A 25,894-nucleotide genomic window follows, 5' to 3' on the forward strand; every position below is an offset into this window, starting at 1 on the left:
TCTTATCCCGCGTCGAATCCTGGGGGCATTTTATCCGGGCTGGGGGCGAGGGCCAGCGCTTTAAAAAGGGTTCCCATTTCTGCGGGCGAGGTCAACCGGTCAAATGCGCGGGCGTGGCTTTCCAAAGCCTCTCCGCTCAGTTTTGCAGCAAGCGCCTCGGCACGTTCCGAGATGCCCAAGCGGGCCAAAAGCAGGCCTTGTGGGATCATCTGAGACGGGACGATGCCTGACCGTTGTGCCGCCTGAGCCAGCGCCTCGAAATCCACATGTGCGGTCAAATCGGCCTGCCCGGGGCGGGCGAGGGGGTCGACCATCTCATGGGCCTCAAGCGCTTGGAACGTATCGCCCAAAGAGCGCCAATCGCCATAATCGACAAAAATCGCAGCGCCGCCATGCTCGGCAATCCGCTGCGCGATCTCGGTGACAACGGGGCGTGCGGCAGGGCAGGTTTCGACCACATCGCCGTCTGTCGTGTCCTCAAACCGAGGCGCCAATTCTGCCAGCGGCGCAGGCGCGGAGAGGCCTAAGGTCAGCGCGCCGTCTTTCAGCCCGATCTGCGTTTCGGCCCAGCCCTGTCCCTTGCGGGTGAATTGCCGGATCGGCAGCGCATCGAAAAACTCGTTTGCGATCAACCACAAAGGTGCATTGGGCAGCTCCGCTACATGATCGCACCAAGTGGCATCATGGCCCGCAAGACGGTCCTTTTGCGCCGCGCGCAGCGTGGGGGAGGCCTCAACCAGATGCACCTGCATCGCATCGTGCAGGCCCGGCACGCCTTTGGTGGCGCGCAAGATGTCGGCCATCAAAGTCCCACGTCCGGGGCCGATCTCGGCCAGCGTAAAAGGCGCTGGTGCGCCTTGGCTCAGCCAGCTTTGCGCCAGACAAAGCCCCAAAAGCTCGCCGAACATCTGGCTGATTTCGGGCGCAGTGGTGAAGTCGCCAGAGGCCCCCAAGGGATCGCGTGTCGTGTAATAGCCATGCTCCGGGTGCAGCAGGCACTCCGACATATAGTCGGCCAGCGAGATCGGCCCGGTCTGCGCGATCCGGCGGGTGAGAATGTTTTTTAGCGCGGTCATGCTTTCTTGGCTCTGAGCATGAAGAACAGGCCCAAGAGGATCATCGGCAGGGACAAAAGCTGGCCCATCTGCATCCCGAGGAAAACGGCGCCGGTGGGATTGGAGGCGGTGATGAATTGCGCATCCGCTTGGCGGAAAAATTCAACGATGAAACGCGACAGGCCGTATCCCGCAAAGAACAACCCCATGATGAAGCCGGGGCGTTTCAAGATGCCGGTGAACCAGACGAGGGCGAGGATCAGCGCGCCGAGAATCAGCCCCTCCATCCCCGCTTCATAAAGCTGCGAGGGGTGGCGGGCGCAGACCGGACCAACATTGGCGCAGGCCTGCGCGTCCATGCCCGGAAAAATCACCGCCCAAGGTCCATCCCAAGGCTTGCCCCAAAGCTCGGCATTGACGAAATTCGCGAGCCGCCCGAGCAAAAGCCCCGGAGGCGTGGCCATCGCCAAGAGATCGCCCAGCGACAACAAGGGCTTATTGTGTTTGCGACCCCAGATCAGCGCCGCGACGACAACGCCCAGAAACCCGCCATGAAAGGCCATGCCGCCCTTCCACACCATCGGAATTTCCCAAGGATGGCTGAGGTAATAGCCGGGATTGTAGAGCAGCACGGAGCCAAGCCGCCCGCCGACAATGACGCCCAGAATGAGCCATGTGAGCAGGTCTTCGAACTCTGCCTTACTCATCGGCGCGGTGCCATCGGCCCAAAGCCGCGTGGCCTTGAGCGCGCGTAGGATCAGGAACCACCCGACCAGAAAGCCGCCGATATAAGCGAGCGCATACCAATGCAGCGCAAAATTGATCGGACCCAGGTGGATCTCGAAGATCACCGGGGAGAGGTCGGGAAAATTCAGAACGGCAGGGATCATGTTCAACATGCGCGCAACTGTCGTCAGGGCGCGGCGGAAGTCAACCTTGCGATTTGCGCTTTCCCGCCCCATATAGATCACAGACATTCACGACTGCGCCGGAGGCCGCCATGCAGACCCGCAACAAGATCCTTGATGACTTCTCGCAACTCATGACCAACGCCATGGGTGTGGCTCAGGGCGCCAAGGACGAGGCGGAAACCGCGATGAAAAGCCTTGTCGACCGCTGGTTGGCGGATCGCGATTTCGTCACCCGCGAAGAATTCGACGCCGTGCGCGGCATGGCGCAAAAGGCCCGCGAAGAGAACGAAGAGCTGAAAAAACGCCTCGAGGCTCTTGAGGCGAAGAAAAAAGCCTGATCCGGCAGACCCGTTTCAAATGCACCCGAAAAGCTCCCGTTCAGGGGGCTTTTTTTCTGTCCACAGGAGGCTTTGTGAGGATGTGGAAAAAACAGGCATCCTGTGGATGGCTGTCGATTGATGGGGATAACACAAATATTTCGCTTTACAGATTCGGTGCTTTCGTCACACCATATCTAGTAAGGGGAGGTGCTGCACACGCCGATCCTTAGAGCAGGCACCAAGTCTTAGTGGAAGCCACCGTGATGTCACAAAGGGGGGATGTCGCTGCGCCACGACAGACGCAAAACAGACGAGGCCCGTGTATGTCGCTTATTGAGCAGAGCTTTTCTACCGAAATTCACCCGATCGATCTGTGTGAGCATCTTTGCGAACACAATGACTGGGAATTCGACCGTGTTGCCGACGATCAGATCGCCATGGCGGTCGAAGGTCAGTGGCGCACCTATTCGATCACGCTGGCCTGGTCCGATTTCGACGAGACCCTGCGGCTGATCTGCACCTTTGAAATGGAACCGCCGGCTGAAAAGCTGCCGCAGATCTACGAAATCCTGAACCGCGCCAACGACCAAATCTGGACCGGCGCTTTCACCTTCTGGCCCGAGCAACAGCTTATGGTCTACCGCTACGGCCTCGTGCTCTCCGGCGGTCAAATCGCAGGCGCGGAACAGGTGGATCGCCTGATCGGTTCTGCCGTCGGCGCCGCCGAGCGGTTCTACCCGGCCTTCCAACTCGCTGCCTGGTCTGATCGTTCGCCCGAAGAGGCGATGGATGTCGCGATCCGCGAGGCCTACGGGCGCGCATAAGTGCAAAGCGCTGCCGCGTTGCACGCAGATGGATGATTGATAAAGTGCCCTCTGATTCAGAGGGCATTTTTCGTGACGAAAGGGATGAGCATGGATGATCTGAAAACACGTGGTCTGGTGCTGTTGGGCTGTGGGAAAATGGGCTCAGCGATGCTCAAGGGCTGGCTCGACGGTGGTCTGCCGCCCAGCTCGGTGACCGTGCTCGACCCGAATCCGTCGGAGTGGTTGCAATCCACCGGCGTGAATCTGAACGCGGCGCTGCCGGACAATCCGGCGATTGTTCTCGTCGCGGTCAAACCGCAGATGATGGGCGACGCGCTGCCGTCGCTGCAAAAGCTGGGCAACGGCACGACCGTGTTCCTGACCGTCGCCGCCGGGATCACCATGGCCAGTTACGAAGAGATGCTGGGCGACAAAACCCCCATCGTGCGCGCCATGCCAAACACGCCGGCGGCGATCGGTCGCGGCATCACCGGGATCGTCGGAAATGCCATGGCGAGCGCGGCCGATGTCGATCTGGCAGACAGCCTGTTGCAAGCCGTCGGGCAGGTGGTGCGCCTCGAAACAGAAGCGCAAATCCGGCCTCTCATGGCGATCTCCGGCTGCGGCCCTGCCTATGTGTTTCACCTGATTGAGGCCATGGCTGCGGCGGGCGAAAAGGCAGGTTTGACACCAGAGATGGCGATGCAACTGGCCAAGGCCACGGTCGGCGGCGCAGGTCAGCTGGCGGAAACCTCCGATGAAAGCCCGGCACAGCTGCGCATCAATGTGACCTCGCCGGGCGGCGTGACCGCCGAGGCGCTGCGCGTGTTGATGGATGAGGAAACTGGCTTCCCTGTGCTCTTGGAACGTGCTGTTGAGGCCGCGATCAAGCGTGACGAGGAACTGGCATGAGCGGTGAGAAAGCCGCCGAGAAAGAAGCTGAGATCAGCTTTGACGACTTTTTGAAAGTCGATATTCGCGCGGGCACAGTTGTCCGCGCGGAACCCTATCCGGAGGCCCGCAAACCCGCGATCAAGCTCTGGATCGATTTCGGGCCGGAGATCGGCGAAAAGAAATCCTCCGCGCAGATCACAGTGCATTACACGCCGGAAACCTTGGTCGGGCAACAGGTCATGGCCGTGGTGAATTTCCCGCCGCGCCAGATCGGGCGGTTCATGTCGGAAGTGCTGGTTTTGGGCTTTCCGGATGCCGAAGGGGCGATTGTTTTGGCGCAGCCGGGCCTCTCGGTGCCGAATGGCGGGCGGATGCATTAAGGCCTGATTGGGGGCTTAGCAGCCCCCCGTCGCCTCGCGCCAATGTTTGCGGCAAAGTGACACATAACGCTCATTGCCGCCGATATCGACCTGCGCGCCCTCGGTCAGAACCATACCGTTCTCAGACATGCGCACCACCATGGTCGCCTTTTTCCCGCAATGACAGATCGTGCGCACTTCGCGCATCTCATCGGCCAGCGCCAAAAGCGCAGCCGATCCGGGGAAGAGGTTGCCCTGAAAATCAACGCGCAACCCGTAGGCCATCACAGGCACCTTCAGATCATCGACCACGCGCGCCAACTGCCAGACCTGGTCCTTGGTCAGAAATTGGGCCTCGTCGATGAAAATACAGGCCAGAGGGCCGTCTTTGAGACGTGCCTCGATCTTGGCGAACATATCTTCGTTTTCTTCAAACGTGTCTGCCTCATCGCCGATGCCAATCCGGCTAGCGATGCGCCCCGCGCCTGCGCGGTCATCAAGTTTCGCGGTAATGAGATAGGTGTCCATCCCACGTTCACGGTAGTTGTAAGACGCCTGAAGCAGCAGAGTCGATTTGCCCGCGTTCATGGTCGAGTATTGAAAATAGAGCTTTGCCATGCGCCGTTCTGTGCCAGATCACATAGGTCAGGATCAAGCGGGCAATGCGCGCGAACCTCGAGGAAACTGAAAAACGGGCCGCTCAGCGGCTCTGTTGCGGGAAACTAACGGGTGGAAGCCTGAGAAAAACTCGTAACCATGTCCGGCGATTGCCTGACGGCAAAGGGGATGAGGGTGCCGGGACCAAACTATAAACCTGTTTTCTCGAAAAACGCTCCCACCCGACCCGATGCCGGTTTGCATCGAATACTCTCTAACGCCCGCAACAACAGGTATATGCTTGTATGTCATGCGAAAATCGGGAATTTAATGGGAAATGGTTTATGGAATTCCCCATGGGATGGATGACGTAAGGGGTTGAAACACACATTATGGATGCTGCTGGGAACTATCTTAAGAAACACACCGAAGCGTTGGTGAAAGATGTCGGTTTGGAGGCGGCCTGCGCTCTGACCGGTAAGTCCAAGGCCACGCTCGGGCGCTATTATTCGACGGCGGATGAGCATTCCGACCGCTTTATTCCGGTCGATGCCGTCGCCCAATTGGAAGCGGCGGCGGGCTATCCGCATGTGACCTCTGCCTTGGGGGAATTGAAAGGCATCGCGCTGTCTTATGACGCGACCCGCAACGTGCATCCGAAAGAGGGCGGGGTGAACACCGATGTGGTCGCCCTCTCGCAACGTTTCGCCATGCTGATGGCCGAATACACAGATGCGATCGAGGATGGGATCATCACCATCAACGAGGCCAAGCGCCTGCTGCGTGAGACGCTCGAACTGCAACAGGTGCTGATCAATATGAAGCTGCACCTTGAGCAGGAAGCCACCTGATAAGTGATTGATCCAGAAATAGAAAAGGCGGCCTTTGGAGCCGCCTTTTTCATGCTTTCACTTTAGCCGCGGCGTCTTTGCCGGGAGGGGCGGCCTTTTGCGCCACCCGGTTTTCCTGCCGGGTTTCCGCCCTGTTTCGCGCGCGGTTTGCCGCCCGCATTGGCACCACGAGGACCACCGCCGCCGCCATTTCCGCCGCCACGACGACGACCGCCTTGCGGTTTGGGTTTCGGCTCCGCCTTCATCCCATCGGCGGCCCAAGAGGCCGAGGTCGCCACCGGAATGCGGATTTTCATCACCTTTTCGATGGCGCGGAATTCATCAAGCTCAGTCGGCGAACAGAAGGCGATCGCTTTACCGTCGCGCCCCGCGCGGGCCGTGCGCCCGATGCGGTGCACAAAGTTCTCCGGCACATTCGGAAGCTCGTAGTTGTAGACATGACGCACCGCCGGGATGTCGATCCCGCGCGCGGCCACATCGGTCGCCACCAGCACTTTGATCTTGCCGGATTTTGCTTCCGCCAGGGTACGCTCGCGCTGGCCTTGCGATTTGTTGCCGTGAATCGCGCCCGCTTCGAATCCGTCGCGCACGAGGTTCTTCGCCATCCGCTCTGCGCCGTGTTTGGTGCGGGCAAAGACCAGCGCCAACTCGTCGGAATGATCGCACAGCAATTCCTTCAACAGCTCGTATTTGTCCGGCTGCGGGATGAAATGCACCTCTTGGGCGATCTTGTCGGCGGCCTTGCCCGGAGGGGAGACTTCGATGCGCACGGGCGAGGTCAAATAGCTCTGCGCGATCTCGTTCATGTCCTTCGACATGGTGGCCGAAAACAGCATGGTCTGGCGTTCTTTCGCCAGCATCGGCACCAGTTTACGGAGCGCATGGATGAAGCCCATGTCGAGCATCTGGTCGGCCTCGTCCAGCACAAGGAAGGTGGTCTCGTCCAGACGTACCGCCTTACGGTCAATGAGGTCCATCAAACGGCCCGGCGTGGCGACGAGAATGTCGGTGCCACGCTCCAGACGGTTGATCTGCGCATTGATCGACACACCGCCAACCACGCGGTTCAATTTGAGATGCGAGCCCTTGATGAAGGGGAACAGCCCGTCGGCGATCTGGTTCACCAGCTCGCGGGTCGGCGCCAGAATCAGCGCGCGGACGGTTTTGGGCGCGGGTTTCGAGCCATCGCTGTAACACATGTGCATGAGCGGCAGACCGAAGGCGAGCGTCTTGCCCGTGCCGGTCTGTGCGAGGCCCATCACGTCGCGACCCTGCATCACTTCGGGAATGGCGCGGGCCTGGATGGGGGTGGGGGTCTCGATGCCGATCTCTTTCAAGACATCGAGCAGCTTCGGCTTGAGGCCGAGCATGGAAAAATCAGTCATATCTGTCCTTTGGTGGGAGGCCCACACGCTAGACGCACCCGCATCTCGCGGGCACTTGGTTGGTCGCGGAAAAGGTCTCCGGAGCGCGCCATATGCCCACCCCGTCTTTCCGCCGGACCCCTCGCGTGATGTTGGGAACCTTTGGGCGGCTCAAAGCACACCCGATCTTCCACCCGGCGCGTCAAACGCGGCTGCTCACGCGGCAGCACGGGGGGTGGAATGTCGCTCAAATGGGGCAGAGCGGCGAAGAAGTCAAGGGATTTGCCGCACCGCAACAAAACTACAACAAAAAACGCCCCGTCAATACGGGGCGTTTCTTAAGAGTTCTGAACCTTCGACGCTTACACGTCCTGAAGGCTCAACACCTCGATCTCACCTTCTTCGCGGGCCTTGATCGCCATGGCGGCGGCGTGGCTGGCGGCGGCGGTGGTGAAGTACGGGATCTTGTCGTAGAGCGCGACGGAGCGAATCTCACGGCTGTCGTCCAGCGCCTGCTGGCCTTCCGTGGTGTTCAGCACCAAAGCGATCTCGCCGTTCTTCATCATGTCGACGATGTTCGGACGGCCCTCGTAAACCTTGTTCACCAGCTGGCTTTCGATGCCATTTTCCTTAAGGAATTTGGCCGTGCCACGGGTTGCGACGATTTCGAAACCCAAATCCACAAGCGTTTGCATCGCTTCGACCATCTTCGGTTTCTTGTCGTAGTTTTTCACCGACAAAAACACCTTGCCCGAGCGCGGCAGATCGGTGCCAGCGCCCATCTGTGCCTTCAGGAATGCGCGCGCAAAGCTCTTGTCCGTGCCCATGACCTCGCCGGTCGACCGCATTTCCGGGCCGAGGATCGTGTCCACACCCGGGAATCGGGCAAAGGGCAGAACCGCCTCTTTCACGGCGAAACGACCGGTGCCCTCGGGCGCGACCAGATCGAAGGTGTCGAGCTTTTCGCCCGCCATGACGCGCGCAGCGATGGAGGCGATGGGGGAGTTCACGGCTTTGGCCACAAACGGCACGGTGCGCGAGGCACGCGGGTTGACCTCGATGAGGAAGATCACGTCGTCTTTCACAGCGAATTGCACGTTCATCAGACCCACGACATTGAGTTCAAGCGCCAGAGCTTCGGTCTGACGTTTCAGCTCTTCGATGATCTCGGGCTTGAGCGAGTAGGGTGGCAGGGAACAGGCAGAGTCACCGGAGTGCACGCCCGCTTCCTCAATGTGCTGCATGATGCCCGCAACGTGGACCTTTTCGCCATCGCAAAGCGCATCGACGTCAATCTCGGTGGCGCCGGAGAGGTAGTGATCCAGCAGAACCGGGCTGTCGCCGGAGACGACCACCGCAGACGAGATGTAGCGCTTGAGCTGCTCCATGTCGCGGACGATTTCCATCGCACGACCACCCAACACGTAGGACGGGCGGATCACCAGCGGGAAGCCGATGCCTGCCGCGATTTCAATGGCTTCCGCGTCGGTGGAGGCGATGCCATTGGTCGGTTGTTTCAGCTCGAGACGGTTGACGAGGTCCTGGAACCGCTCGCGGTCTTCGGCCAGGTCAATCGCGTCAGGCGTGGTGCCGAGGATCGGAATGCCTTCGGCCTCTAGAGCGTTCGCGAGTTTCAGCGGCGTCTGACCGCCGAACTGAACGATGACACCGTGCAGCGTGCCGTTTTCCTGTTCGACACGCAGGATTTCCATGACGTGTTCAAAGGTCAGCGGCTCGAAATAGAGACGATCGGAGGTGTCGTAATCGGTCGACACGGTCTCCGGGTTACAGTTGATCATGATCGTCTCGTAACCCTGTTCGGTCAGCGAGAAACAGGCATGACAGCAGCAATAATCGAACTCGATGCCTTGGCCAATCCGGTTCGGACCACCGCCCAGAATGACGACTTTCTTGCGATCCGACGGCCGTGCCTCGCATTCCACTTCGCCCATCATCGGGGCCTCGTAGGTGGAATACATATAGGGCGTTTGCGCCTCAAATTCGGCGGCGCAGGTGTCGATGCGTTTGAACACGGCGGTGACGCCGAGGTTGCGACGCGCACGGCGCACATTGGCCTCGTCGCGGCCTGTCAGCTTCGCCAGACGCGCGTCGGTGAAGCCCATCATCTTGAGCTTGCGCAGGCCTTCTTCGGTGACCGGCAGGCCATCGCGTTTGACTTCGGCCTCGGCCACGAGAATCTCGCGGATACGGGCGAGGAACCACGGATCGAAGCTGTTGATCTCTTGGATTTCCTCGTCGGAGAAGCCAAAGCGCATGGCTTGGGCAATCACACGCAGACGATCCGGCGTGGCTTTGGCCAGCTCGCGGGTGACCGATTTGTCGATCTTCTGCTGTGCGGCCTCATCGGCGCCCAAAAGGATGCGCGGCAGCGTGGTCGCGGAGCCGTCGGCCTCGACGATGTCGGAGGTTTTCGGCATTTCCGGCAGCTCGATCTCGTCAAAGCCGGTGAGGCCGGATTCCATCGAAGACAGCGCTTTTTGCATCGACTCGTGGAAAGTCCGACCAATCGCCATCACTTCGCCCACGGATTTCATCGCGGTGGTGAGGTTCGGCTCGGAGCCCGGGAATTTCTCGAAGGCGAATTTCGGGATTTTCGTGACGACATAGTCGATGGTCGGCTCGAAGGAGGCCGGCGTCACCTTGGTGATGTCGTTGTCCAGCTCGTCCAAAGTGTAGCCCACGGCCAGTTTCGCGGCGATTTTCGCAATCGGGAAACCGGTGGCTTTCGACGCCAGAGCGGAAGAGCGCGACACGCGCGGGTTCATCTCAATGACAACCATACGGCCATCGACCGGGTTCACAGCCCATTGCACGTTGGAGCCGCCGGTCTCCACCCCGATTTCACGCAGCACGTTGATCGAATGCGTCCGCATGATCTGATATTCTTTGTCGGTGAGCGTCAGCGCCGGGGCCACGGTGACCGAGTCGCCGGTGTGGACGCCCATCGGATCGACGTTCTCGATGGAACAGACGATGATGGCGTTGTCGGCGGTGTCGCGCACCACCTCCATCTCATATTCTTTCCAACCCAGAAGCGATTCATCGACGAGGATCTGCGCCACCGGAGAGGCCTCGAGACCCGAGCGACAGATTTTCTCGTAATCGTCCCGGTTGTAAGCCACACCGCCGCCGGTGCCGCCCAATGTGAAGGCCGGGCGGATGATCGCCGGAAGGCCGATGTGCTCAAGCGAGTCCATCGCGATCTTCATGCCCGCACCGATGTCATATTTGCCGCTCTCAAGCTTCGGCGCGGCGACAATGTCGGCCTTCGGGTTCTCGATGCCGAGACGGTCCATCGCTTCGCGGAACAGCTTGCGATCTTCTGCCATTTCAATGGCTTCACGTTTCGCGCCAATGAGTTCGACGTTGAATTTTTCCAGAACACCCATGTCGGCGAGCGCCAGCGACGTGTTGAGGCCGGTCTGGCCGCCCATCGTGGGCAAAAGCGCATCGGGGCGCTCTTTCTCGATGATCTTGGCGACGACTTCCGGCGTGATCGGCTCGATATAGGTCGCATCGGCCATGTCCGGATCGGTCATGATCGTCGCGGGGTTGGAGTTCACCAGAATGACCCGGTAGCCCTCTTCCTTAAGCGCCTTACAGGCTTGCGCACCGGAATAGTCGAATTCACAGGCTTGCCCGATGATGATCGGCCCCGCACCAATGATCATGATGGAGGAAATGTCGGTTCTCTTCGGCATGGCAGACCCCGGATATGTTTGAGCAGCTTTCGCGCGCTCTTTAGCAGGGCGCGCGCAAATTGTCGTGGGTTATAGTCATGACGGGCGGGGGTGCAAGGGCGGATTTCCAAAAAACGCCCCAAGCCGTCTGGCTTAGTGGCGATGATAGACGCAGTAGCCAAAGGAGGCGACCATTGCGGTCATCACCAGCGTGCCCCAGACCTGAAACGACACCAAGGGCCAATGCAGCCGGTCCTGCACCCAATAGGACATCTGAGGTGCGAAATTCGAACTGAGAATCGCGATGACTGCGATCCAGATCACGCCGCGCAGGAGACCGATCCGAAAGACAAAGAGCGGGGCAAAGGCGGCGATGGCGATATAGTGGTAGCTCCAGCTCAACGGATTGGCGAGCGCGAAGAGCCCCATGACAAAGGCCCAGACCCAGCCGCTGTCCGCGCTCTGACGTTCGGCGCGGCGGATCAGGACGGCACCCAGCGCCATGGTGGCGAGCATGGCGCCACTCGACAGGGCTTTCCAAAGCGCGGGTTTGGCCATGTAAAAATAGCCTTCGCCCGGTTTCATGTCGATGCCGTAGAGGGCGGTCCACTCGGGGATCGGGCGGTCGCGCAGGGTGTCTTCGAAAAACATCTGTCCGATCATGGGATCGAAGGACCAGGAAACGGGCGTCACGAGAACCGTGCCGGAAATGGTCGAGACCGTGTGCAGGAACAGCGCGTGCAGCGGCCAGCCAGTCAATGCGATGGACAAAAGGCCAAGCGCGAGGCCGAAGCCGACAAAGGACACCACGGTGCGTCGATGCCCGCCCGCCAGAAACAGGATGACGAAAATCGCCGGATACAGCTTGATCGCTGCCGCCAGGGCCAGGGCCGCGCCGCCCGCGATCTTATGGCCGTTGCGGCTTCGTTCGATGCTCAAAAGGGTCAGGAACGCCACGAGAATCTGGAACTGGTTTTGCATCAGCGCGATCTGGCCGATGGCGCTGAGCGAAAAGAACACCATGCCGATGAGGAGCGTCGGGACTACTGGAATAGGCCGCCGCGTGATGCGCAGCGCCAAAAGCGCGCAAGAGGCCAACAGCACCGGGTTCACATAGGAGGCGAAGGTGCGGATGGTCTCATAATCGACGATCTGGCTCAGCTTGCCCGCCAGAAAGACCCAGATCGGCGGGTAGATGAAGGGAAAGACTTCTTGAGTTTCGCCATCGACGGTCAGCGCCTCATACCAGTCGCGTGGCGAATAGAGGTCGAACATGCCATTTTCAAGCGGCGGGTAGATGTTATGCGTCTCGCCTGCGGACCAGGCCATGCCTGCCATCCAGGAGGCCAGAAAATCCGGTGAAGGCACATTGGCGTAAATCGTCACGCACAAAAGGGTGAAGCCGAACATCAGACAGGCGATGGCGACCCACTCGGAGCGTTTGAGCGGTGGCGTCATGATGTTTTCCACACAAAAGGCTGCTGCACGGCGTGTCCTCAAATCTACTCGTTAAATTTTTCGGGCAGTTTCTGTCATTCGACGGCCTCACGCAAGGGCTCAGGCCCCGCCTGAGGCTTGACTTTCCGCTCTGGGCCTTGTGTATCAGCGCGAGCGTTTTCGAAACGATTGCCCACATCTCCTAAAGGGATCCGATCCATGCATGTCTACCGCAGCCATACCTGCGCCGAATTGAACAACTCCAACGTGGGCGACACCGTGCGCCTCTCCGGCTGGGTGCACCGCATCCGGGACCATGGCGGCATTCTTTTCGTCGATTTGCGCGACCACTACGGTATGACGCAGGTGCTTTGCGATCCGGACAGCCCGGTGTTTTCCGCGATGGAAAAGGTGCGCTCCGAATGGTGTATCCGCATCGACGGCACGGTGAAGGCGCGTGATGCGGAGCTGGTGAACCCGAAACTGCCCACGGGCGAGATCGAGGTTTTCGTGCGTGATCTCGAGGTGCTGGGCGCTTCCGCCGAGCTGCCGCTGATGGTTTTCGGCGATCAGGAATACCCGGAAGAGACCCGTCTCAAATACCGTTACCTCGATCTGCGCCGCGAGCAGATGCAGAAGAACATGGTGATGCGCAGCCAAGTTGTCGCCGACCTGCGTCAGCGCATGTGGGGCAACGGGTTCAACGAGTTCCAGACGCCGATCATCACGGCGTCCTCGCCGGAAGGCGCGCGTGACTTCCTCGTTCCGTCCCGTCTTCACCCGGGTAAGTTCTACGCCCTGCCGCAGGCACCGCAGCAGTTCAAACAGCTGTTGATGGTCTCTGGTTTCGACAAATATTTCCAGATCGCGCCGTGCTTCCGCGACGAAGACCCGCGTGCGGATCGTTCGCCCACCGATTTCTACCAGCTCGACATGGAAATGTCCTTTGTCACGCAGCAGGACATCTTTGATGTGATGGAGCCGGTGATCGCCGATATGTTCGACAAATTCGGCAAGGGCCGGAAGTCGAACCGCGACTGGCCGCAGATTTCGTACAAGGACTCGGCGCTTTGGTATGGCACGGACAAGCCGGACCTCCGGAACCCGATCAAGATGCAGGATGTCTCCGAGCACTTCCGTGGCTCTGGGTTCGCGATCTTCGCCAAGCTTCTTGAGCAAGAGGGCAACGAAGTCCGCGCCATTCCGGCACCGAAAGGCGGCTCGCGCAAATTCTGCGACCGGATGAACAAATTCGCCCAGCAAGAGGGCCTGCCGGGGATGGGCTATATCTTCTGGCGCGAAACCGATGGTCAGATGGAAGCCGCGGGTCCGCTCGCGAAGAACATCGGCCCGGAACGCACCGAGGCGATCCGTCAGCAGTTGGGCCTCGACGTGGGCGATGCGGCCTTCTTCTTGGGTGGCAAGCCGAAGAGCTTTGAGCGTGTGGCTGGCAAGGCCCGCACCGTGATCTGGGAAGAAACCCCGAAAGCGCCGGAGGATGAAAACTGGCGCGATGCGTTCAAATTCGCCTGGATCGTCGATTTTCCGATCTACGAGCAGGATGAAGAGAGCGGCAAGATCGACTTTGAACACAACCCCTTCTCCATGCCGCAGGGCGGGATGGACGCGCTCTTGGGCGATCCGCTCAAGGTGCTGGGCAACCAGTATGACTTGGCCTGTAACGGCTATGAACTGGTGTCGGGCGCGATCCGGAACCACAAGCCGGAGATCATGTTCAAAGCCTTCGAGATCGCGGGCTATGGCAAGGATGAGGTCGAGAAACGCTTTGGCGGCATGGTTAATGCGTTCCAATACGGCGCTCCGCCGCACGGCGGCTGTGCTTTGGGCATCGACCGCGCGGTGATGATCCTCGCCGATCAGGAAAACATCCGCGAAGTGATGCTCTTCCCGATGAACCAACGCGCCGAAGACCTGATGATGGGCGCGCCCTCGGAGCCCACGAATGAACAGCTTCGTGAGCTGAACCTGCGGGTCATTCCTCAGGAAGACTAAGCGGCTTTCGCAAGGCTGACATAGACATCAAAAAAAGGGCGCGGAAACTCCGGCGCCCTTTTTCTATGGATGGACCGAAGATGTTACACGACTTTGCGCGGCTCGATCCGGGATTGCACAAGCCCCGCGATCCGCGCCACGTCGGAGCCATAGGGCAGGCCCTTTTCGCGATGAGTGACCAAAGCCTGTGCCGCCACTTCCATCTCCGCATCCCCCGCCGTGCGCGCGACACCGGAGAGAAACTGCGCGATGTAATCCAAAAGATCTTCGCCGCCATCGGTGGTCAGAAGATCGGCGATATGGACGAAATCGTCCTGAAGCGCGATGGGATCGGGGCTGATCATATCGTCACTGACGACATGAAGCCCCTCGGGGCGCACGTCTTCGGGCAGACAGGAGAGAACGCATTCCTGAAAGGCGCCCAGAGACGAGATTGGTTTTTCGATGAACCCGTCGGCACCGGCCGCAATCGCCAGAGCTTCGGCCCCGCTGTCGCCGGACATGCCGAGGACCACATCGACACGCGGGCGGGCATGCGTCAGCTCGTCGATCAGCTCCGCCCCGGAGCCGTCCGGCAGGCCGAGATCGACGATCACCACATTGGGACGATAGACCCGCAGATGTTTGCGCGCCGAGCTGAGGCTGTCGGCACGACGAATGCGCGCGCCGGAGCGCAGGCACAAAAGCCGCATCGCTTCCGAGGCAAATCGGCTGTCCTCGACAACCAAAACGGTCAGTCCAAGGAGCGGGCGCTCCGCGGTCGGGGCCTGTATCGTTAACAGGCGTTCAAGTTCATCACTCATTGTTCAGCTCCATCCAGTGCGACTCGGAGTAAACCTCAGAACTGGTGAATGACTGGTTAACCTTGAGACAGGACGGTCAATGTGAGCGTTATCTGTATCCTAAATGCCTTGCGGGAACCCCGGTCTCGCGCGATAAACGGGCGGATATTTCATGGAGGAAGAGAAATATGATCGGTCGCCTGAATCACGTCGCCATTGCCGTGCCGGACCTCGAAGCCGCATCCGCGCAATATGCCAACACGCTGGGCGCCAAGGTGAACCCGCCGCAGGACGAGCCGGATCATGGCGTGACCGTGGTTTTCATCGAGCTGCCGAACACCAAGATCGAGCTGCTCTATCCTCTGGGCGCGGACTCTCCGATCCAGGGCTTTCTCGACAAGAACCCAGCGGGGGGCATTCACCACATTTGTTACGAGGTCGACGACATCCTTGCCGCCCGCGACAAATTGAAAGCAGAAGGCGCGCGAGTGCTGGGGTCTGGCGAGCCGAAAATCGGCGCCCATGGCAAGCCGGTGCTGTTCCTGCATCCGAAAGATTTCAACGGCTGTCTGGTCGAGTTGGAACAGGTCTGAGATGGGGATCACCTCGGCCATCGTGCTCTATGCGGTGACATGGTTCATGACCATGCTCGTCGCCCTGCCGATCGGGCTCAAGACCCAGGGCGATCTGCGTCATGAGAATGGCATCGACAAGGTCGAAGGCACCCATGACGGCGCGCCCGCGAATTACAACCCGAAGCGCAAGGCGCTTTGGGTCACTGTGTTTGCGACGGTGATCTGGGCCATTTTGGTGGCGATCATTTCCTCTGGCTGGATCACGTGGCACGATCTCGACTGGACCGCGAATCTGCCGTCAGTGGCGGACAGTTGAGCCGGATGAAACGGTGCTGCCTTCGAGCCGCATGAACATATGCGTAAAGGTCGCGGCCCCCAGAACCGGGATCAGCAGGTTGACCAAAGGAATGGTGAGCGGGATGGCCATCAAGGCCCCCGCCAGCCAAATCTCCGGCATATGGCGTTTGCGCGCGGCCTTGGCACCTTCGCGCCCCAGTCGACGCATGGCGACCATCTGAAAATATTCACGCCCCAACAGGAAGCCGTTTAAGGCCCAGAAAATCACCGGAGCGGCGATGTTGAGGATCAGGTAAAGTACCAAGGCGATCAGGTTCGTGAGGACGATCACCCCCAAAAAGCCCAAAGAATCCATGACGATGTCAGACAGGCTTTGACGCGGTACCTCGGGCAATCCGGGGTAATGTACGTCCTCAACCGCCTCCGAGACCTCTTCGAGGAAAATGCCGGTGAAGGCCGAGGCGACCGGCACCATGAGAAAGACCGAAAGCCCGATCATCAGGAAGAACGAGCCAATGGAGAGCGCGTTGTCGACCCATGTGATTTCGCCGATGAGAGGCAGGGTGAAGGTGTCGGGCACGAAGACGCCGATCCCCCAGACAAAGGCCAGATAAATCGCCACCAAGAGCGCGACGGTGAGGCCGAGACCCTTGAACAGCACCGATTGAAACCGCTTGTCGCCCAATTGGCCGAGCGCCTTGGAAAAATCGCCAAACATCACGCGGAGACCCAGTCGACGATCTGATCGAGATCGGGGCGGGGACGTTCCGGCGGGGCGATGGTCTCAGTCCCGATGTGGATGAAACCGGCGATGCTTTCGTGGGCGGCGAGGCCCAGACCCTCTTCGCAGAAAGAACGGTCATGCGAGGCCCAGCCCGACAACCAATTCGCGCCCCAGCCCGCAGCCAAGGCGGCGTTCAACAGCGACAGGCAAACGGCGCCCGCAGAGTAAAGCTGTTCGGAATGGGGGACTTTTTCGCTGTCTTTCGGCGAGAACACCACGGCGACGGCGAGATCGGCGTCGGCATATTGACGCTTGGCTTTCTCGACCTTCTCCGGCTCGATGCCAAGCTTTGCAGCCAAAGGTGCGATGCGCCCCGCCAACCGGGTGAGGGCCGCTTTTTCCAAGACGATGAACCGCCAAGGTTCAAGTTTGCCATGATCCGGCGTGCGCGCGGCGGCGGTCAACAGCGTCACGAGCGTGTCGCGATCCGGCACAGGTGTGCTGAGCGTCTTGGCTGGACGGGACCGACGGGTCAAAAGAAAATCGAGCGCGGCGGGATTGGGTGCGGGCATGAGAGGCCTTTCATCTGCGTTTCCTGCAACATGTCGGCGTTTTTGTCGGTGTTTTCAACCGCGCAGATGGTAAAGGGAGGCATGGAGAAGACGGAATTGAAAGCAGCGCTAGAGGCGGCCGTCATCGACGGAATGCTCTCGGTGCGCGTGACGCCCAAGGCTTCGCGCAATGCGGTGGTGGTCGAAGAGGGGCAGGTCGTGCGCGTTTACGTCACCACAGTGCCCGAAGGCGGCAAGGCGACGAAAGACGTGATCAAGCTCTTGGCCAAAGCCATGGGCCGGGCGAAATCGACGCTGACGCTGGTGCGCGGCGAGACCTCTCGGGACAAGGTGTTTCGGGTGGGGTAATGCTGGGGGCCGGGCGTATATTTGGATTGAGCCCGAAAAGTGAGCTACTCCCTATCTCTGGTTAAGTCCAATTTGAAAAATTTAATTATGAACGCGCGCGCGGGTCGATGTTCTAATCCTAAAATTCGCCCCAAGCGCAAACTCGTAATCAACCACTCATTCGCTAGAAAAAAGGTTATACCCAACGCTGTCGCCGACAATCCCCAAACAGGGAAAGACAGGAGGAGCACAAAGTTCATGTCTCACCCCAAGTACCGGCTCACCTCATCTAAGAGCAGAAATGCCATAGCCTGAACGTAGAGGGTTAAGAATAAGCCGACTGGAGAAGCTATGAGTGGTCGCCTGTCATATTGCCTAATATACCATTCAACCAATTGTCGGAAATGCTTCATTATTTTTCTCATAAAATCAAAATTTTGCGGCAGATGGCCGATGTCAGCCCGGTCTGGAAAAATCTTCGCAGATGCGGCGAGGACTGCGTACTTGCGGCGAACGGCAGGAAGTTCCACACAACGCACATCAACTCAAGACCATCCCGCACGCCACCTTAGGACAAGCCAGCCCTGTCACTCCTCCACCGGCGACAGCCGATAGGCGCCCTCTGGCAAATCAAGCGCCGCGCCCAGATCACGCAGCTGTTGCAGCGAGAGCGTGATCTTGTGGGTGCTATCTGTGCGCGGGTCGTGTTGTTCGACCGTCACGCATTCCGCGAAAGCCGAGATGATGACATCTTCGAGAAGAGGGGCCGCGCCCTCATCCACTATGGTGACGACCGTCGCGTCGAAATCGTGTTCGATGGTAAACATGGTTTGATGCTGCACCCGCCGCACGGCAAAAGCAAGAGGCTCTGAAGGCGGCAATCTGTGATCCTGAGGCAACGTGATCCGACGATCTTTTATTCTGAGTAAAATAATAAGTTAAACCCCTTGCATCTCCCGCCGATTTTTGTGCTTTGACAGGCAGCCAGTTAACGCGAGCTATCCATATCCGGGATCACGTTTGTGTCGATTGGGCTGTCTCATCCCATGATCGACCGTTTTATACGTCGCGCGCGTCACCGAGGCGCGTCTTGATGTGCCGCCAGCTTTGCGCGGGCCCGGAGGGATCCCTTTCGAAACATCTTTTGGAGACGCACCATGTCCGCCCTTCCTCCCCGTTCCGCGTCGCTGTCGCGCGGGTTCCTGATGACCTCGGCCCTGACGCTTTTGCCCAGTGTCGCTTTGGCGCAGGACGATTTGATCGTTCTCGACGAGATCGTTGTCTCGACCGCCTCCGGCCTTGAAACCACCGTGCAGGACGCACCCGCCTCGATCACCGTGATCGACCAGGATACGATTGCCCAAGAGGGCGCGCGCGATCTCAATGACCTGTTGCGGCGCGTGCCGGGGCTTAACCTGACACGGGGCAATAACGGGATTTCCAGTGTCTCCTTCCGCGGCATTTCCTCGAACCGGACGCTCACGCTGGTCGATGGCAAGCGCATCAGCACCGGCAAAAGCTTTGCGCGTCACTATCAGGGCGACCTGAACGCTGTGCCTCTGGATGCGATCGAGCGGATCGAAGTGGTGCGCGGGCCGATGTCCACGCTCTACGGGTCTGACGCCATGGGCGGGGTGGTGAACATCATCACCAAGGAACCAACGGGCGTCTGGGGCGGCTCGATCACCACCGATTTCGGCTTTGGCGAATCGTCGACCACGGCGGACAGCCGCCAGATTTCCGGCTACGTCAGCGGCGCTCTGAGCGAGACGGTCGATGTTGAACTGTGGAGCAAACTTTCCGAGCGGGACGCCCCTGAGGGCTTTGTCTGGACCGATGACACCGGCACGGAACAGACGACCTATGGGTCCGACGGCTCGAACGCCCGCGAACTTGGTGCGCGCTTCACCTGGCGGCCCAGCGGCACGGTTGAGTGGGGCTTTGAGGCGACCACGGGGCAAGAGAAATACCTCGCCTCCGAGGGCGCACATGACACCAACAAGATCGACCGCGAGGGCTATGCCATCACCAACGAGTGGATGGTCGGGGCGGGGACCCTGTCGAGCTACCTGCGCTACGAGGATTCGTCCAACGCCTCTTGGGTCGATCCGGCCTGGGGCGATCCGATCACCTATCAGACCACCACGTTTGAGACTCGCTATGCGGCGGAAACCTTCCTCGCGGGCAAAGCCCTTGGTTACACGCTGGGCGGCACGATTGCGAAAGACAAGCTGAGCGATCCGGCGACGAACCGTGATGGCGCCTTGATCGAGGGCGATGTGGTGACCGGCGCGCTCTATGCCGAAGGGCGCTATGATGTCACCGACGCCCTGACCCTGACCGGCGGGCTGCGCTACGATCACCATGAGGAGTACGGCGAACACATCACGCCGCGGCTCTACGCCAATTACGACTTCGGCGGTGGCTTGATGCTCAAGGCCGGCTATGCGCAGGCCTTTGTGGCGCCGGACCTGCGGTCGCTCAACCCGAACTACAAAATGTCGTCGCGCGGCAATGGCTGTAAACCCTACACCGGGCCTTGCATCATCTACGGCAACCCGGATCTGGAACCGGAAACCTCGGATAACTACGAGATCGGGCTGAACTATCAGGGCGGTGTGGTCAATTGGGAACTGACGGCGTTTTACAACGACATCACCGACATGATCGGCGCGCGCAAAACCGGCGAGATCGACCCGGACACCGGCTATGACGTGTTCGAGCGGACCAATATCGAAAGCGGCAAAACCGCCGGGATCGAAGGGGGATTCGCCTGGGATGTGACCGAAGATGTGATCTGGAGCAGCTCGTTTACCTATCTGGCGAAATCCGAGTTCAAATACGAAGAGCTCGATCATGCTTTCCCGATGGCCACGACACCGAAATGGAACGTTACCACTGGGGCAAGCTGGCAGGCGAATGATCGTCTGACGCTTTCCGGCGACATCACCTATGTCGGCAAACAGGTCGGCTATGTGACCGAAGACGAGCTGAGCGCAGATGAGGCCCGCGCGGTGCCTGCGGGGCAGAACAAGGATCCGTATTTCCTGGTCGATGTGGCGCTGGGCTACGATCTGACCGATGCGACCAGTCTGAACCTCGGGATCGACAACCTGTTCGATGAACAGCCCGCCGATGAGACCTCTTATCGCGAAAACGGGCGTCTGTTCAAAATCGGTCTGACGACGCGGTTCTGAGGAACCTCTGTGAACCGGGGTGGGGAACTGCCCCGGTTTTTTACGCTCAAGGGGAGAGCACTGCGATGTGACTGGTCAGCGAGGGCACTTGCGGTTACTTTCGCAAAAAAACGCGTGTCGGAGACCGAAGAATGTATCGTGCAGGCCTTTCCCTTATGGTCGCAGTCGCCCTCGCGGGCTGTGTCGAAACCACAACCGTGCCAAGCGCCCCCGCAGCTGCTCCCGTGAGCCGGGCCTCGGGGCCGGGCCTTTCCGTGGCCGCTTTCAACCGGATCGTCTCCCGGGTCGAGCCGGTGGCCGAACGGCAATGCCGTACGCGCACCCAAGGCGCGAATTGCGATTTCAAGATCGTCTTGGAAACCGATCCGCGTGCGCCTTCCAACGCTTGGCAATCGCAGGACAAATCGGGGCGCCCGGTTCTGACCTTTACGTCTGCACTCTTGAAAGATGTGCAAAACGATGACGAGCTGGCCTTTATCATGGGGCATGAGGCGGCGCATCACATCTCCGGCCATATCGCTCGGACCCAACAAACGGCGATGACCGGCGCGCTTTTGGGCGGCGTTCTGATCGCTGCGATCGGGGGCGACGCCAGTGCCGTGTCCAGCGCACAGGATATCGGCGCCACAGTGGGGGCGCGGCGGTATTCTAAGGATTACGAGCTTGAGGCGGATAAACTTGGCACAGTGATCGCCTATTATTCCGGCTACGATCCGGTGCGCGGCGCCGCCTATTTCTCCCGCATTCCCGATCCGGGCGACAGGTTCCTTGGCTCTCACCCGCCGAACGGCCAACGGATCGAAACCGTGCGCCGCACCATGGCAAATCTGTAAGAGCGACGCGTTCGGGGAAACTCAACGCGTGACGTTTTCATAGCATTTCTCTGCTCTTCACGTTGGGATCACGCAACCGTGTGATCCGTCATGATCTGGCCCTCTCAGCATCCAGATTTCGCCTTACTTCACCGTCAGATCGCAGCATGCCCGCCGTTAACCTTAACGCGGGCATCTGAGAACGGGAAAAGCGTAGAGGGCGAGTCATAAGATGGCGATTCAAATCAAAGGCAATATGATCGGCACCTATGGTTCCGCCTCTTTGAATGGCACCAATCCGCCCAATCTCGAACTCACCGTTTCCGGCATCACCCCCCTCGGCACCTCTGAGGATGTCTATTACCTCGAGGTCTATCAGAACCCGTCGGACACCTTTAGAAATGGTCAGTTTTGGCGGCTGACCGACGCCGACGGCAATGTCATCATGGAGGGGCTGAACCCCGACAATAATAACTATCAGAACTTGGGTGCGGGCGACGAACATGTTCTGTTTCAGAACGGCTATATCCTCGACATCTCCGGGCTGGATGGCGCCACGATGGTCTATACCTCGGCGGATGAAATCGCCGATCCCGACAGCGGCAACAACGATGGTGAGTTGCAGATCTCGGAGGTCGAGGATGCGATCTGTTTCGCGGCGGGCTCCGTCTTGCGCACGGGCCACGGGCCGAAACCGATCGAAGACATCGCCGTCGGCGATCTGGTCTGGACCGCCGATCACGGGCTGCAGCCTGTGCGTTGGGTCGGGACGTCCCGGATCGACCTGACCCGCGCGCCGGATTTGGCGCCGATCGAAATTTTGCGCGGGGCGCTGGATCACCATGTGCCGCGTCGCCCCGTATTGATCTCGCCGCAGCACCGCGTGCTCGTCACCGGATATCGGGTCCAGCTTTATGCGGGGCTTGAGGAGGTTCTGGTGCCGGCGCGGTGGTTGGTCAACGGTGAGACCATTCGCCAGCGGACCGACCTGACCGAAGTCACCTATGTGCATCTGATGTTCGATGGCCATGAACTTTTGGACAGCGGCGGGCTGATCTCGGAGAGCTTCTTTCCGGGGGGCATGGCCTTGGACACTTTGGAAGAGGCCCCCCGTGCAGAATTGTTCCGGATTTTCCCGGTGCTGCGTGTCTTTGGCGAGGGCGCTGCCGTGCCTTTGGCGCGTCCAGAGATTCGGGGCAGGGTGGCCGCTCTTTTCGGGCGCGCGGCGTGATGGTTTCGGAAAATCCGTAATCAATGCCTTATTTCTTCGCGGTTTTGCAAGAAAACCTGCGGAAACCTGCGCCAGATCCGGCAGTTGATCAGGATCAAAGAGGCGCTTCCCCCGCCATGGTCTTTTCCTCCTGGGATGTGAAAACGCATATCATCGGAGGCTGTCATGACCAAATTCGGGACATTCGAAACCCACGCGCGCCTTGTGGAGCGTATGGCGGGCGCCTTGGGCGTCGATCTGGAAGAGCGCGCGCAACGGGGCGAGGCGGCCTCGGAAGTTGAGGCCACGGACCGCGTCTATCGCTGCCTGAGCTGCACGGCGCCCGATATGTGCGTCAAGTTTCTCGAGGCCCAGGCCGAGCTGACTGTCCCGGCCGCGGCAGCGCCGCGCTATTGCCGCAACAAATCCGAGCTTGAACGTCTCGCGGCCACTTGAGCCGCCTCATGGGCGCCATATGCGCCCCAAACGAACATGGAGGACGATATGACGACAGACATCCTTCCGCGCCTGAAACCGGGAACCGCCTGCCTCATGCATGGCATGGCCGAGCGGCTTGGCGCAGATGTGGTGCGTGCCGCCGCATCCGGTGAAATCTCGACGCAGGAGCTGACCAACATGGAAAAGCGTTGTGGGGAATGCACCAAGCATGACGCCTGCATCCTGTGGCTGCTCGACCATCAGGGTCGGCAAGAGGCCACCCCGGACTATTGCCTGAATTCTCAGGAGTTGAACTACGTCCGTGCTGTGCAAAACCAGCTTGCCGCCGAGTAATCAGACCATCGACGGATGAAAAAAAAAGGGGCCGCGAGTGGCCCCTTTTTTCCTGTCTGAGTTGCTGTTTTAATTGCGTGCTGCCGCACCTTGACCTTGACCGCCCAGAGAGGTGCCGTCAGCGGCCAACACGGAAAACGCCTGCATCTGCGCCCGCACATTGTCGCCCGCCAGATCTGCGACGGTGCTCTCCATTGAGGCGCCGCTATAGCCCGCATCTTCCAACCGGGTCACCAAAATCTCGCCCGTCGTGTCAAAGATCGGCCCCAAGGTGGTCAGGCTCTCATCCGCGAATTTCGAGAAGGCCGCGAACTGCGGCGGGCCACCGCGCGCCTGTGTCTGATCCGGCACAAGATAGGCGCCGACCGTCAACACCACACCCAAAACGATGATCCCGATCGCCAGCGGGCGTTTGAAATAGGTCTTGAACGCGCGCCAGTTCAACACGACGTGCAGCACGATCACGACCATCATCGCCAGCCCGATGATCTCATGCATCCAGCGCCCGGCGGAGGTGATGAAATGGAAATACCAAAGCACGCCCGTGACGCCGACAATGGTGAATGTGGCGATGGTCAGCGGCGTGGCGAATTTACGTAACGTGGACATGGTGAACACCTTTCTTGTCTCTGCCCTTTTTTACGGGCGCGCGCATCGCTTCCGTCGCTTGCCTTGGCCTTTTTCCTCGCCCATGCTCGGGCAGGGAGGAGACCTATGAGAGACAAAGCGACTTACACCGCGAAACGGCTGGTGCTGCGCACCGTCTGGAGCGTCGCGGGGCTGCGCTATGCGTGGCACTCGGAGCATTCGTTCCGCACTTGGGTCTGGGCCAATCTGATCGCTGGTTGTGTGGCTTTTGTCCTTGATCTGAGTGCGTTGGAGCGCGGGCTTGTCATCGCGCTGGGGCTTTTGATCTTGGCTGCCGAGCTGTTGAACACGGCGATTGAGGATGCGGTGGATTACATCTCGGATCGCGAACACCCTTTGGCCAAAACCGCCAAGGACGCAGGCTCCGCCGCCGTGACGGTGACCGCGATTGCGGCGGGTGTGGCGTGGCTGGCGGTTCTGATCTCATGATCCTATAAGCGGCTCATGCAGATTTATGACGGCATCATATCTGACCGCGGCTCGAAATATGCGGTCTCCGGCGGCGCCTGTGGGTCCGAGGAGGAGGCCAAGGCCTTTCTAAAAGAGCTCTGCCGCAAAAAGAAATTCGCCAAGGCGACGCATAACACTTGGGGCGTTGTGCTGCCCGATGGCACGCCTCTCAAGAATGACGACGGCGAAAGCGGCGCGGGGATGGTGATCCTGCGGATGCTCGAGCGCGAGGGCGTCACCGGCCAGATCGTCGTGGTGACGCGCTGGTATGGTGGCAAGCACCTTGGCGGCGACCGGTTTCGCCATGTGCAGGACGCGGTGCGGTATTATTTGGACCGGCTCTGAGCGCGGGTCTCATTCCGAGCCTGACGCAGTTTGTGCCACCCGTATATGAGCGGCGCCAACACGCGGTCGTAGGCGAATTCCGACAGGGGCCGGATCACCGGCCAGCCCGTCAGCCGCGCGAGCCAGCGATAGCGCGGCATCTCGGCCCAAAGCACCCGAAACACGGGCATGCCGGACAGAAGCTCTCCGTCCTTTTCCACATACAACCGCCGCGCCGCGACATCCGCGTCCATGCCCCACCCAGAGGCCTCCGTATTCAGATCGTCAAACCGGATCGGCAGCGCGCAACGCTCTGCATAGCCCTTGTAATGGTTGATCTCAAAGGAACAGACCGGGCACTGGTCGTTGTAGAGAACTTTGGTGTTCGGCTCTGTCTCGCTCATGGGGGACAGTTAGTGCTTTTCGACCTCTTCGACAGGCCCGCCATGCATTTTCCACGCGCTAAACCCGCCGCCGACATGGGCCACATTGGTGAACCCCATCTCGATACAGGTCTGTGTGGCCAGTGCCGAGCGCCAGGCGGAGGCGCAGTAAAAGACGAACTTTTTATCCTCGCCGAATTTGGGTTTGTAATAGGGGCTTTCCGGGTCGATCCAGAACTCCAACATCCCGCGCGGACAATGGAAGGCGCCGGGAATACGGCCTTCGCGCTCAAGCTCGCGGCGGTCTCTGAGATCGACGAAGACGACGCCGTCGTCGCGCATGAGGCGGATGGCGTTTTGCGTTGGGATCGTCTCGATCACCTCATGGGCGGCTGCGAGCAGGTCTTTGTAGTTTTTGAGCATGGGGGTCTCCTCTTGGGGGAGAGTTAACCGGTTCGGGGTTTGGAGGGCAATGGTTTGTGGGGGAAACCAA

The 25,894-nt window shown here is 59.7% G+C and carries 29 protein-coding genes; 16 read left to right on the forward strand and 13 right to left on the reverse strand.

Translation table 11 applies throughout. The features are described 5' to 3' along the window. Nucleotides 1–2: 2 nt before the first annotated feature. Both LC094_RS00470 and lgt read right to left on the reverse strand, forming a co-directional pair. Nucleotides 3–1,076, reverse strand: coding sequence for a class I SAM-dependent methyltransferase (locus tag LC094_RS00470; protein WP_226549029.1), 1,074 nt, complete (start codon nucleotides 1,074–1,076; stop codon nucleotides 3–5). Beyond that, the gene (gene lgt / locus LC094_RS00475; protein ID WP_226550328.1) at nucleotides 1,073–1,942 is read right to left on the reverse strand and encodes a prolipoprotein diacylglyceryl transferase; all 870 of its coding nucleotides are present in this window, start codon (nucleotides 1,940–1,942) and stop codon (nucleotides 1,073–1,075) included. The genes LC094_RS00470 and lgt overlap by 4 nt, the downstream gene beginning before the upstream one ends. A 113-nt stretch (nucleotides 1,943–2,055) precedes the next feature. Here lgt and LC094_RS00480 point away from each other — a divergent pair, with 113 nt between their 5' ends. From LC094_RS00480 to LC094_RS00495, 4 genes are all read left to right on the forward strand, one after another. After that, entirely contained in the window at nucleotides 2,056–2,304 is a 249-nt protein-coding gene (locus tag LC094_RS00480) for an accessory factor UbiK family protein (protein WP_226549031.1), read from the forward strand. 305 nt (nucleotides 2,305–2,609) lie between these two features. Then, the gene (locus LC094_RS00485) at nucleotides 2,610–3,110 is read left to right on the forward strand and encodes a type III secretion system chaperone family protein (RefSeq protein WP_226549033.1); all 501 of its coding nucleotides are present in this window, start codon (nucleotides 2,610–2,612) and stop codon (nucleotides 3,108–3,110) included. Nucleotides 3,111–3,194: 84 nt separating this feature from the next. After that, the gene (gene proC / locus LC094_RS00490; protein ID WP_226550329.1) at nucleotides 3,195–4,004 is read left to right on the forward strand and encodes a pyrroline-5-carboxylate reductase; all 810 of its coding nucleotides are present in this window, start codon (nucleotides 3,195–3,197) and stop codon (nucleotides 4,002–4,004) included. Continuing rightward, nucleotides 4,001–4,366, forward strand: coding sequence for a tRNA-binding protein (locus LC094_RS00495; protein ID WP_226549035.1), 366 nt, complete (start codon nucleotides 4,001–4,003; stop codon nucleotides 4,364–4,366). The genes proC and LC094_RS00495 overlap by 4 nt, the downstream gene beginning before the upstream one ends. 15 nt (nucleotides 4,367–4,381) lie before the next feature. Here the strand turns inward: LC094_RS00495 and LC094_RS00500 are convergent, their stop codons facing one another. After that, on the reverse strand, nucleotides 4,382–4,963 hold the full coding sequence (locus LC094_RS00500) for a thymidine kinase (RefSeq protein WP_226549037.1): 582 nt from the start codon (nucleotides 4,961–4,963) through the stop codon (nucleotides 4,382–4,384). Between the two features lie 371 nt (nucleotides 4,964–5,334). Between LC094_RS00500 and LC094_RS00505 the strand changes: the two genes are divergently transcribed. Continuing rightward, nucleotides 5,335–5,793, forward strand: coding sequence for a hypothetical protein (locus LC094_RS00505; RefSeq protein ID WP_226549039.1), 459 nt, complete (start codon nucleotides 5,335–5,337; stop codon nucleotides 5,791–5,793). A 62-nt stretch (nucleotides 5,794–5,855) separates the two neighbouring features. On the opposite strand, the gene LC094_RS00510 is transcribed toward LC094_RS00505, so the two are convergent. From LC094_RS00510 to LC094_RS00520, 3 genes are all read right to left on the reverse strand, one after another. Beyond that, a complete protein-coding gene (locus tag LC094_RS00510) occupies nucleotides 5,856–7,178 on the reverse strand; it encodes a DEAD/DEAH box helicase (protein ID WP_226549041.1) in 1,323 nt (440 codons plus the stop codon). A 341-nt stretch (nucleotides 7,179–7,519) separates the two neighbouring features. After that, nucleotides 7,520–10,879, reverse strand: a complete 3,360-nt coding sequence (carB, locus tag LC094_RS00515) for a carbamoyl-phosphate synthase large subunit (RefSeq protein WP_226549044.1) — start codon at nucleotides 10,877–10,879, stop codon at nucleotides 7,520–7,522. A gap of 132 nt (nucleotides 10,880–11,011) precedes the next feature. Beyond that, on the reverse strand, nucleotides 11,012–12,316 hold the full coding sequence (locus tag LC094_RS00520) for a glycosyltransferase family 87 protein (protein ID WP_226549046.1): 1,305 nt from the start codon (nucleotides 12,314–12,316) through the stop codon (nucleotides 11,012–11,014). Between the two features lie 198 nt (nucleotides 12,317–12,514). Between LC094_RS00520 and aspS the strand changes: the two genes are divergently transcribed. Continuing rightward, nucleotides 12,515–14,308, forward strand: coding sequence for an aspartate--tRNA ligase (gene aspS / locus LC094_RS00525; RefSeq protein ID WP_226549049.1), 1,794 nt, complete (start codon nucleotides 12,515–12,517; stop codon nucleotides 14,306–14,308). An 83-nt stretch (nucleotides 14,309–14,391) separates the two neighbouring features. On the opposite strand, the gene LC094_RS00530 is transcribed toward aspS, so the two are convergent. Next, entirely contained in the window at nucleotides 14,392–15,111 is a 720-nt protein-coding gene (locus LC094_RS00530) for a response regulator (protein WP_226549051.1), read from the reverse strand. A gap of 167 nt (nucleotides 15,112–15,278) precedes the next feature. On the opposite strand from LC094_RS00530, the gene mce reads away from it, so the two are divergent. Both mce and LC094_RS00540 read left to right on the forward strand, forming a co-directional pair. Then, nucleotides 15,279–15,683 carry a methylmalonyl-CoA epimerase gene (gene mce, locus LC094_RS00535; protein WP_226549053.1) on the forward strand — a complete coding sequence of 135 codons (405 nt, stop codon included), beginning with the start codon at nucleotides 15,279–15,281 and terminating at the stop codon, nucleotides 15,681–15,683. Nucleotide 15,684: 1 nt separating this feature from the next. After that, nucleotides 15,685–15,981, forward strand: a complete 297-nt coding sequence (locus LC094_RS00540; RefSeq protein ID WP_226549054.1) for a DUF1467 family protein — start codon at nucleotides 15,685–15,687, stop codon at nucleotides 15,979–15,981. Here LC094_RS00540 and LC094_RS00545 read toward each other — a convergent pair. After that, nucleotides 15,964–16,680 carry an EI24 domain-containing protein gene (locus LC094_RS00545; protein ID WP_226549056.1) on the reverse strand — a complete coding sequence of 239 codons (717 nt, stop codon included), beginning with the start codon at nucleotides 16,678–16,680 and terminating at the stop codon, nucleotides 15,964–15,966. The two genes, LC094_RS00540 and LC094_RS00545, sit on opposite strands and share 18 nt — an antisense overlap. After that, nucleotides 16,680–17,258, reverse strand: a complete 579-nt coding sequence (locus LC094_RS00550) for a nitroreductase family protein (RefSeq protein ID WP_226549058.1) — start codon at nucleotides 17,256–17,258, stop codon at nucleotides 16,680–16,682. Before LC094_RS00550 ends, LC094_RS00545 begins: the two co-directional genes overlap by 1 nt. An 81-nt stretch (nucleotides 17,259–17,339) precedes the next feature. Here LC094_RS00550 and LC094_RS00555 point away from each other — a divergent pair, with 81 nt between their 5' ends. After that, complete coding sequence (locus tag LC094_RS00555; RefSeq protein WP_226549060.1) at nucleotides 17,340–17,606, forward strand: DUF167 domain-containing protein; 267 nt, start codon at nucleotides 17,340–17,342, stop codon at nucleotides 17,604–17,606. Nucleotides 17,607–18,172: 566 nt separating this feature from the next. On the opposite strand, the gene LC094_RS00560 is transcribed toward LC094_RS00555, so the two are convergent. Next, nucleotides 18,173–18,412 carry a hypothetical protein gene (locus tag LC094_RS00560; protein WP_226549062.1) on the reverse strand — a complete coding sequence of 80 codons (240 nt, stop codon included), beginning with the start codon at nucleotides 18,410–18,412 and terminating at the stop codon, nucleotides 18,173–18,175. A gap of 330 nt (nucleotides 18,413–18,742) precedes the next feature. On the opposite strand from LC094_RS00560, the gene LC094_RS00565 reads away from it, so the two are divergent. The 5 genes from LC094_RS00565 (at nucleotide 18,743) to LC094_RS00585 (ending at nucleotide 23,596) form a co-directional block, all read left to right on the forward strand. Beyond that, nucleotides 18,743–20,782: a TonB-dependent receptor domain-containing protein gene (locus tag LC094_RS00565; RefSeq protein WP_226549064.1), complete on the forward strand. Its 2,040-nt coding sequence runs from the start codon at nucleotides 18,743–18,745 to the stop codon at nucleotides 20,780–20,782. A gap of 155 nt (nucleotides 20,783–20,937) precedes the next feature. After that, nucleotides 20,938–21,615: a M48 family metalloprotease gene (locus tag LC094_RS00570; protein WP_226549067.1), complete on the forward strand. Its 678-nt coding sequence runs from the start codon at nucleotides 20,938–20,940 to the stop codon at nucleotides 21,613–21,615. A 211-nt stretch (nucleotides 21,616–21,826) separates the two neighbouring features. Beyond that, a complete protein-coding gene (locus tag LC094_RS00575) occupies nucleotides 21,827–22,825 on the forward strand; it encodes a Hint domain-containing protein (protein ID WP_226549070.1) in 999 nt (332 codons plus the stop codon). A gap of 165 nt (nucleotides 22,826–22,990) precedes the next feature. Beyond that, nucleotides 22,991–23,260: a DUF6455 family protein gene (locus LC094_RS00580; RefSeq protein ID WP_226549073.1), complete on the forward strand. Its 270-nt coding sequence runs from the start codon at nucleotides 22,991–22,993 to the stop codon at nucleotides 23,258–23,260. A 48-nt stretch (nucleotides 23,261–23,308) separates the two neighbouring features. Next, nucleotides 23,309–23,596, forward strand: coding sequence for a DUF6455 family protein (locus tag LC094_RS00585; protein ID WP_226549076.1), 288 nt, complete (start codon nucleotides 23,309–23,311; stop codon nucleotides 23,594–23,596). A 69-nt stretch (nucleotides 23,597–23,665) separates the two neighbouring features. Here LC094_RS00585 and LC094_RS00590 read toward each other — a convergent pair whose 3' ends face one another. Then, nucleotides 23,666–24,205 carry a DUF4405 domain-containing protein gene (locus tag LC094_RS00590; RefSeq protein WP_226549078.1) on the reverse strand — a complete coding sequence of 180 codons (540 nt, stop codon included), beginning with the start codon at nucleotides 24,203–24,205 and terminating at the stop codon, nucleotides 23,666–23,668. Nucleotides 24,206–24,310: 105 nt separating this feature from the next. On the opposite strand from LC094_RS00590, the gene LC094_RS00595 reads away from it, so the two are divergent. Then, a complete protein-coding gene (locus LC094_RS00595) occupies nucleotides 24,311–24,673 on the forward strand; it encodes a diacylglycerol kinase (RefSeq protein WP_226549080.1) in 363 nt (120 codons plus the stop codon). A gap of 15 nt (nucleotides 24,674–24,688) precedes the next feature. Further along, nucleotides 24,689–25,039, forward strand: a complete 351-nt coding sequence (locus LC094_RS00600) for a YigZ family protein (protein ID WP_226549082.1) — start codon at nucleotides 24,689–24,691, stop codon at nucleotides 25,037–25,039. Here LC094_RS00600 and LC094_RS00605 read toward each other — a convergent pair. Then, complete coding sequence (locus LC094_RS00605; RefSeq protein WP_226549084.1) at nucleotides 25,021–25,422, reverse strand: thiol-disulfide oxidoreductase DCC family protein; 402 nt, start codon at nucleotides 25,420–25,422, stop codon at nucleotides 25,021–25,023. The two genes, LC094_RS00600 and LC094_RS00605, sit on opposite strands and share 19 nt — an antisense overlap. 9 nt (nucleotides 25,423–25,431) lie before the next feature. Then, complete coding sequence (locus LC094_RS00610; protein ID WP_226549087.1) at nucleotides 25,432–25,824, reverse strand: rhodanese-like domain-containing protein; 393 nt, start codon at nucleotides 25,822–25,824, stop codon at nucleotides 25,432–25,434. Between the last annotated feature and the right edge of the window lie 70 nt (nucleotides 25,825–25,894).

It is taken from the genome of Celeribacter naphthalenivorans (assembly GCF_020524585.1).
Lineage (GTDB): Bacteria > Pseudomonadota > Alphaproteobacteria > Rhodobacterales > Rhodobacteraceae > Celeribacter > Celeribacter naphthalenivorans.

Excerpts from the sequence above, each read along its gene's own strand:
- LC094_RS00470 (WP_226549029.1), bottom strand. The coding sequence starts at position 1,076 with ATGACCGCGCTAAAAAACATTCTCACCCGCCGGATCGCGCAGACCGGG.
- LC094_RS00480 (WP_226549031.1), top strand. The coding sequence starts at position 2,056 with ATGCAGACCCGCAACAAGATCCTTGATGACTTCTCGCAACTCATGACC.
- LC094_RS00485 (WP_226549033.1), top strand. The coding sequence starts at position 2,610 with ATGTCGCTTATTGAGCAGAGCTTTTCTACCGAAATTCACCCGATCGAT.
- proC (WP_226550329.1), top strand. The coding sequence starts at position 3,195 with ATGAGCATGGATGATCTGAAAACACGTGGTCTGGTGCTGTTGGGCTGT.
- LC094_RS00495 (WP_226549035.1), top strand. The coding sequence starts at position 4,001 with ATGAGCGGTGAGAAAGCCGCCGAGAAAGAAGCTGAGATCAGCTTTGAC.
- LC094_RS00500 (WP_226549037.1), bottom strand. The coding sequence starts at position 4,963 with ATGGCAAAGCTCTATTTTCAATACTCGACCATGAACGCGGGCAAATCG.
- LC094_RS00505 (WP_226549039.1), top strand. The coding sequence starts at position 5,335 with ATGGATGCTGCTGGGAACTATCTTAAGAAACACACCGAAGCGTTGGTG.
- LC094_RS00510 (WP_226549041.1), bottom strand. The coding sequence starts at position 7,178 with ATGACTGATTTTTCCATGCTCGGCCTCAAGCCGAAGCTGCTCGATGTC.
- carB (WP_226549044.1), bottom strand. The coding sequence starts at position 10,879 with ATGCCGAAGAGAACCGACATTTCCTCCATCATGATCATTGGTGCGGGG.
- LC094_RS00520 (WP_226549046.1), bottom strand. The coding sequence starts at position 12,316 with ATGACGCCACCGCTCAAACGCTCCGAGTGGGTCGCCATCGCCTGTCTG.
- aspS (WP_226549049.1), top strand. The coding sequence starts at position 12,515 with ATGCATGTCTACCGCAGCCATACCTGCGCCGAATTGAACAACTCCAAC.
- LC094_RS00530 (WP_226549051.1), bottom strand. The coding sequence starts at position 15,111 with ATGAGTGATGAACTTGAACGCCTGTTAACGATACAGGCCCCGACCGCG.
- mce (WP_226549053.1), top strand. The coding sequence starts at position 15,279 with ATGATCGGTCGCCTGAATCACGTCGCCATTGCCGTGCCGGACCTCGAA.
- LC094_RS00540 (WP_226549054.1), top strand. The coding sequence starts at position 15,685 with ATGGGGATCACCTCGGCCATCGTGCTCTATGCGGTGACATGGTTCATG.
- LC094_RS00545 (WP_226549056.1), bottom strand. The coding sequence starts at position 16,680 with ATGTTTGGCGATTTTTCCAAGGCGCTCGGCCAATTGGGCGACAAGCGG.
- LC094_RS00550 (WP_226549058.1), bottom strand. The coding sequence starts at position 17,258 with ATGCCCGCACCCAATCCCGCCGCGCTCGATTTTCTTTTGACCCGTCGG.
- LC094_RS00555 (WP_226549060.1), top strand. The coding sequence starts at position 17,340 with ATGGAGAAGACGGAATTGAAAGCAGCGCTAGAGGCGGCCGTCATCGAC.
- LC094_RS00560 (WP_226549062.1), bottom strand. The coding sequence starts at position 18,412 with ATGTTTACCATCGAACACGATTTCGACGCGACGGTCGTCACCATAGTG.
- LC094_RS00565 (WP_226549064.1), top strand. The coding sequence starts at position 18,743 with ATGTCCGCCCTTCCTCCCCGTTCCGCGTCGCTGTCGCGCGGGTTCCTG.
- LC094_RS00570 (WP_226549067.1), top strand. The coding sequence starts at position 20,938 with ATGGTCGCAGTCGCCCTCGCGGGCTGTGTCGAAACCACAACCGTGCCA.
- LC094_RS00575 (WP_226549070.1), top strand. The coding sequence starts at position 21,827 with ATGGCGATTCAAATCAAAGGCAATATGATCGGCACCTATGGTTCCGCC.
- LC094_RS00580 (WP_226549073.1), top strand. The coding sequence starts at position 22,991 with ATGACCAAATTCGGGACATTCGAAACCCACGCGCGCCTTGTGGAGCGT.
- LC094_RS00585 (WP_226549076.1), top strand. The coding sequence starts at position 23,309 with ATGACGACAGACATCCTTCCGCGCCTGAAACCGGGAACCGCCTGCCTC.
- LC094_RS00590 (WP_226549078.1), bottom strand. The coding sequence starts at position 24,205 with ATGTCCACGTTACGTAAATTCGCCACGCCGCTGACCATCGCCACATTC.
- LC094_RS00595 (WP_226549080.1), top strand. The coding sequence starts at position 24,311 with ATGAGAGACAAAGCGACTTACACCGCGAAACGGCTGGTGCTGCGCACC.
- LC094_RS00600 (WP_226549082.1), top strand. The coding sequence starts at position 24,689 with ATGCAGATTTATGACGGCATCATATCTGACCGCGGCTCGAAATATGCG.
- LC094_RS00605 (WP_226549084.1), bottom strand. The coding sequence starts at position 25,422 with ATGAGCGAGACAGAGCCGAACACCAAAGTTCTCTACAACGACCAGTGC.
- LC094_RS00610 (WP_226549087.1), bottom strand. The coding sequence starts at position 25,824 with ATGCTCAAAAACTACAAAGACCTGCTCGCAGCCGCCCATGAGGTGATC.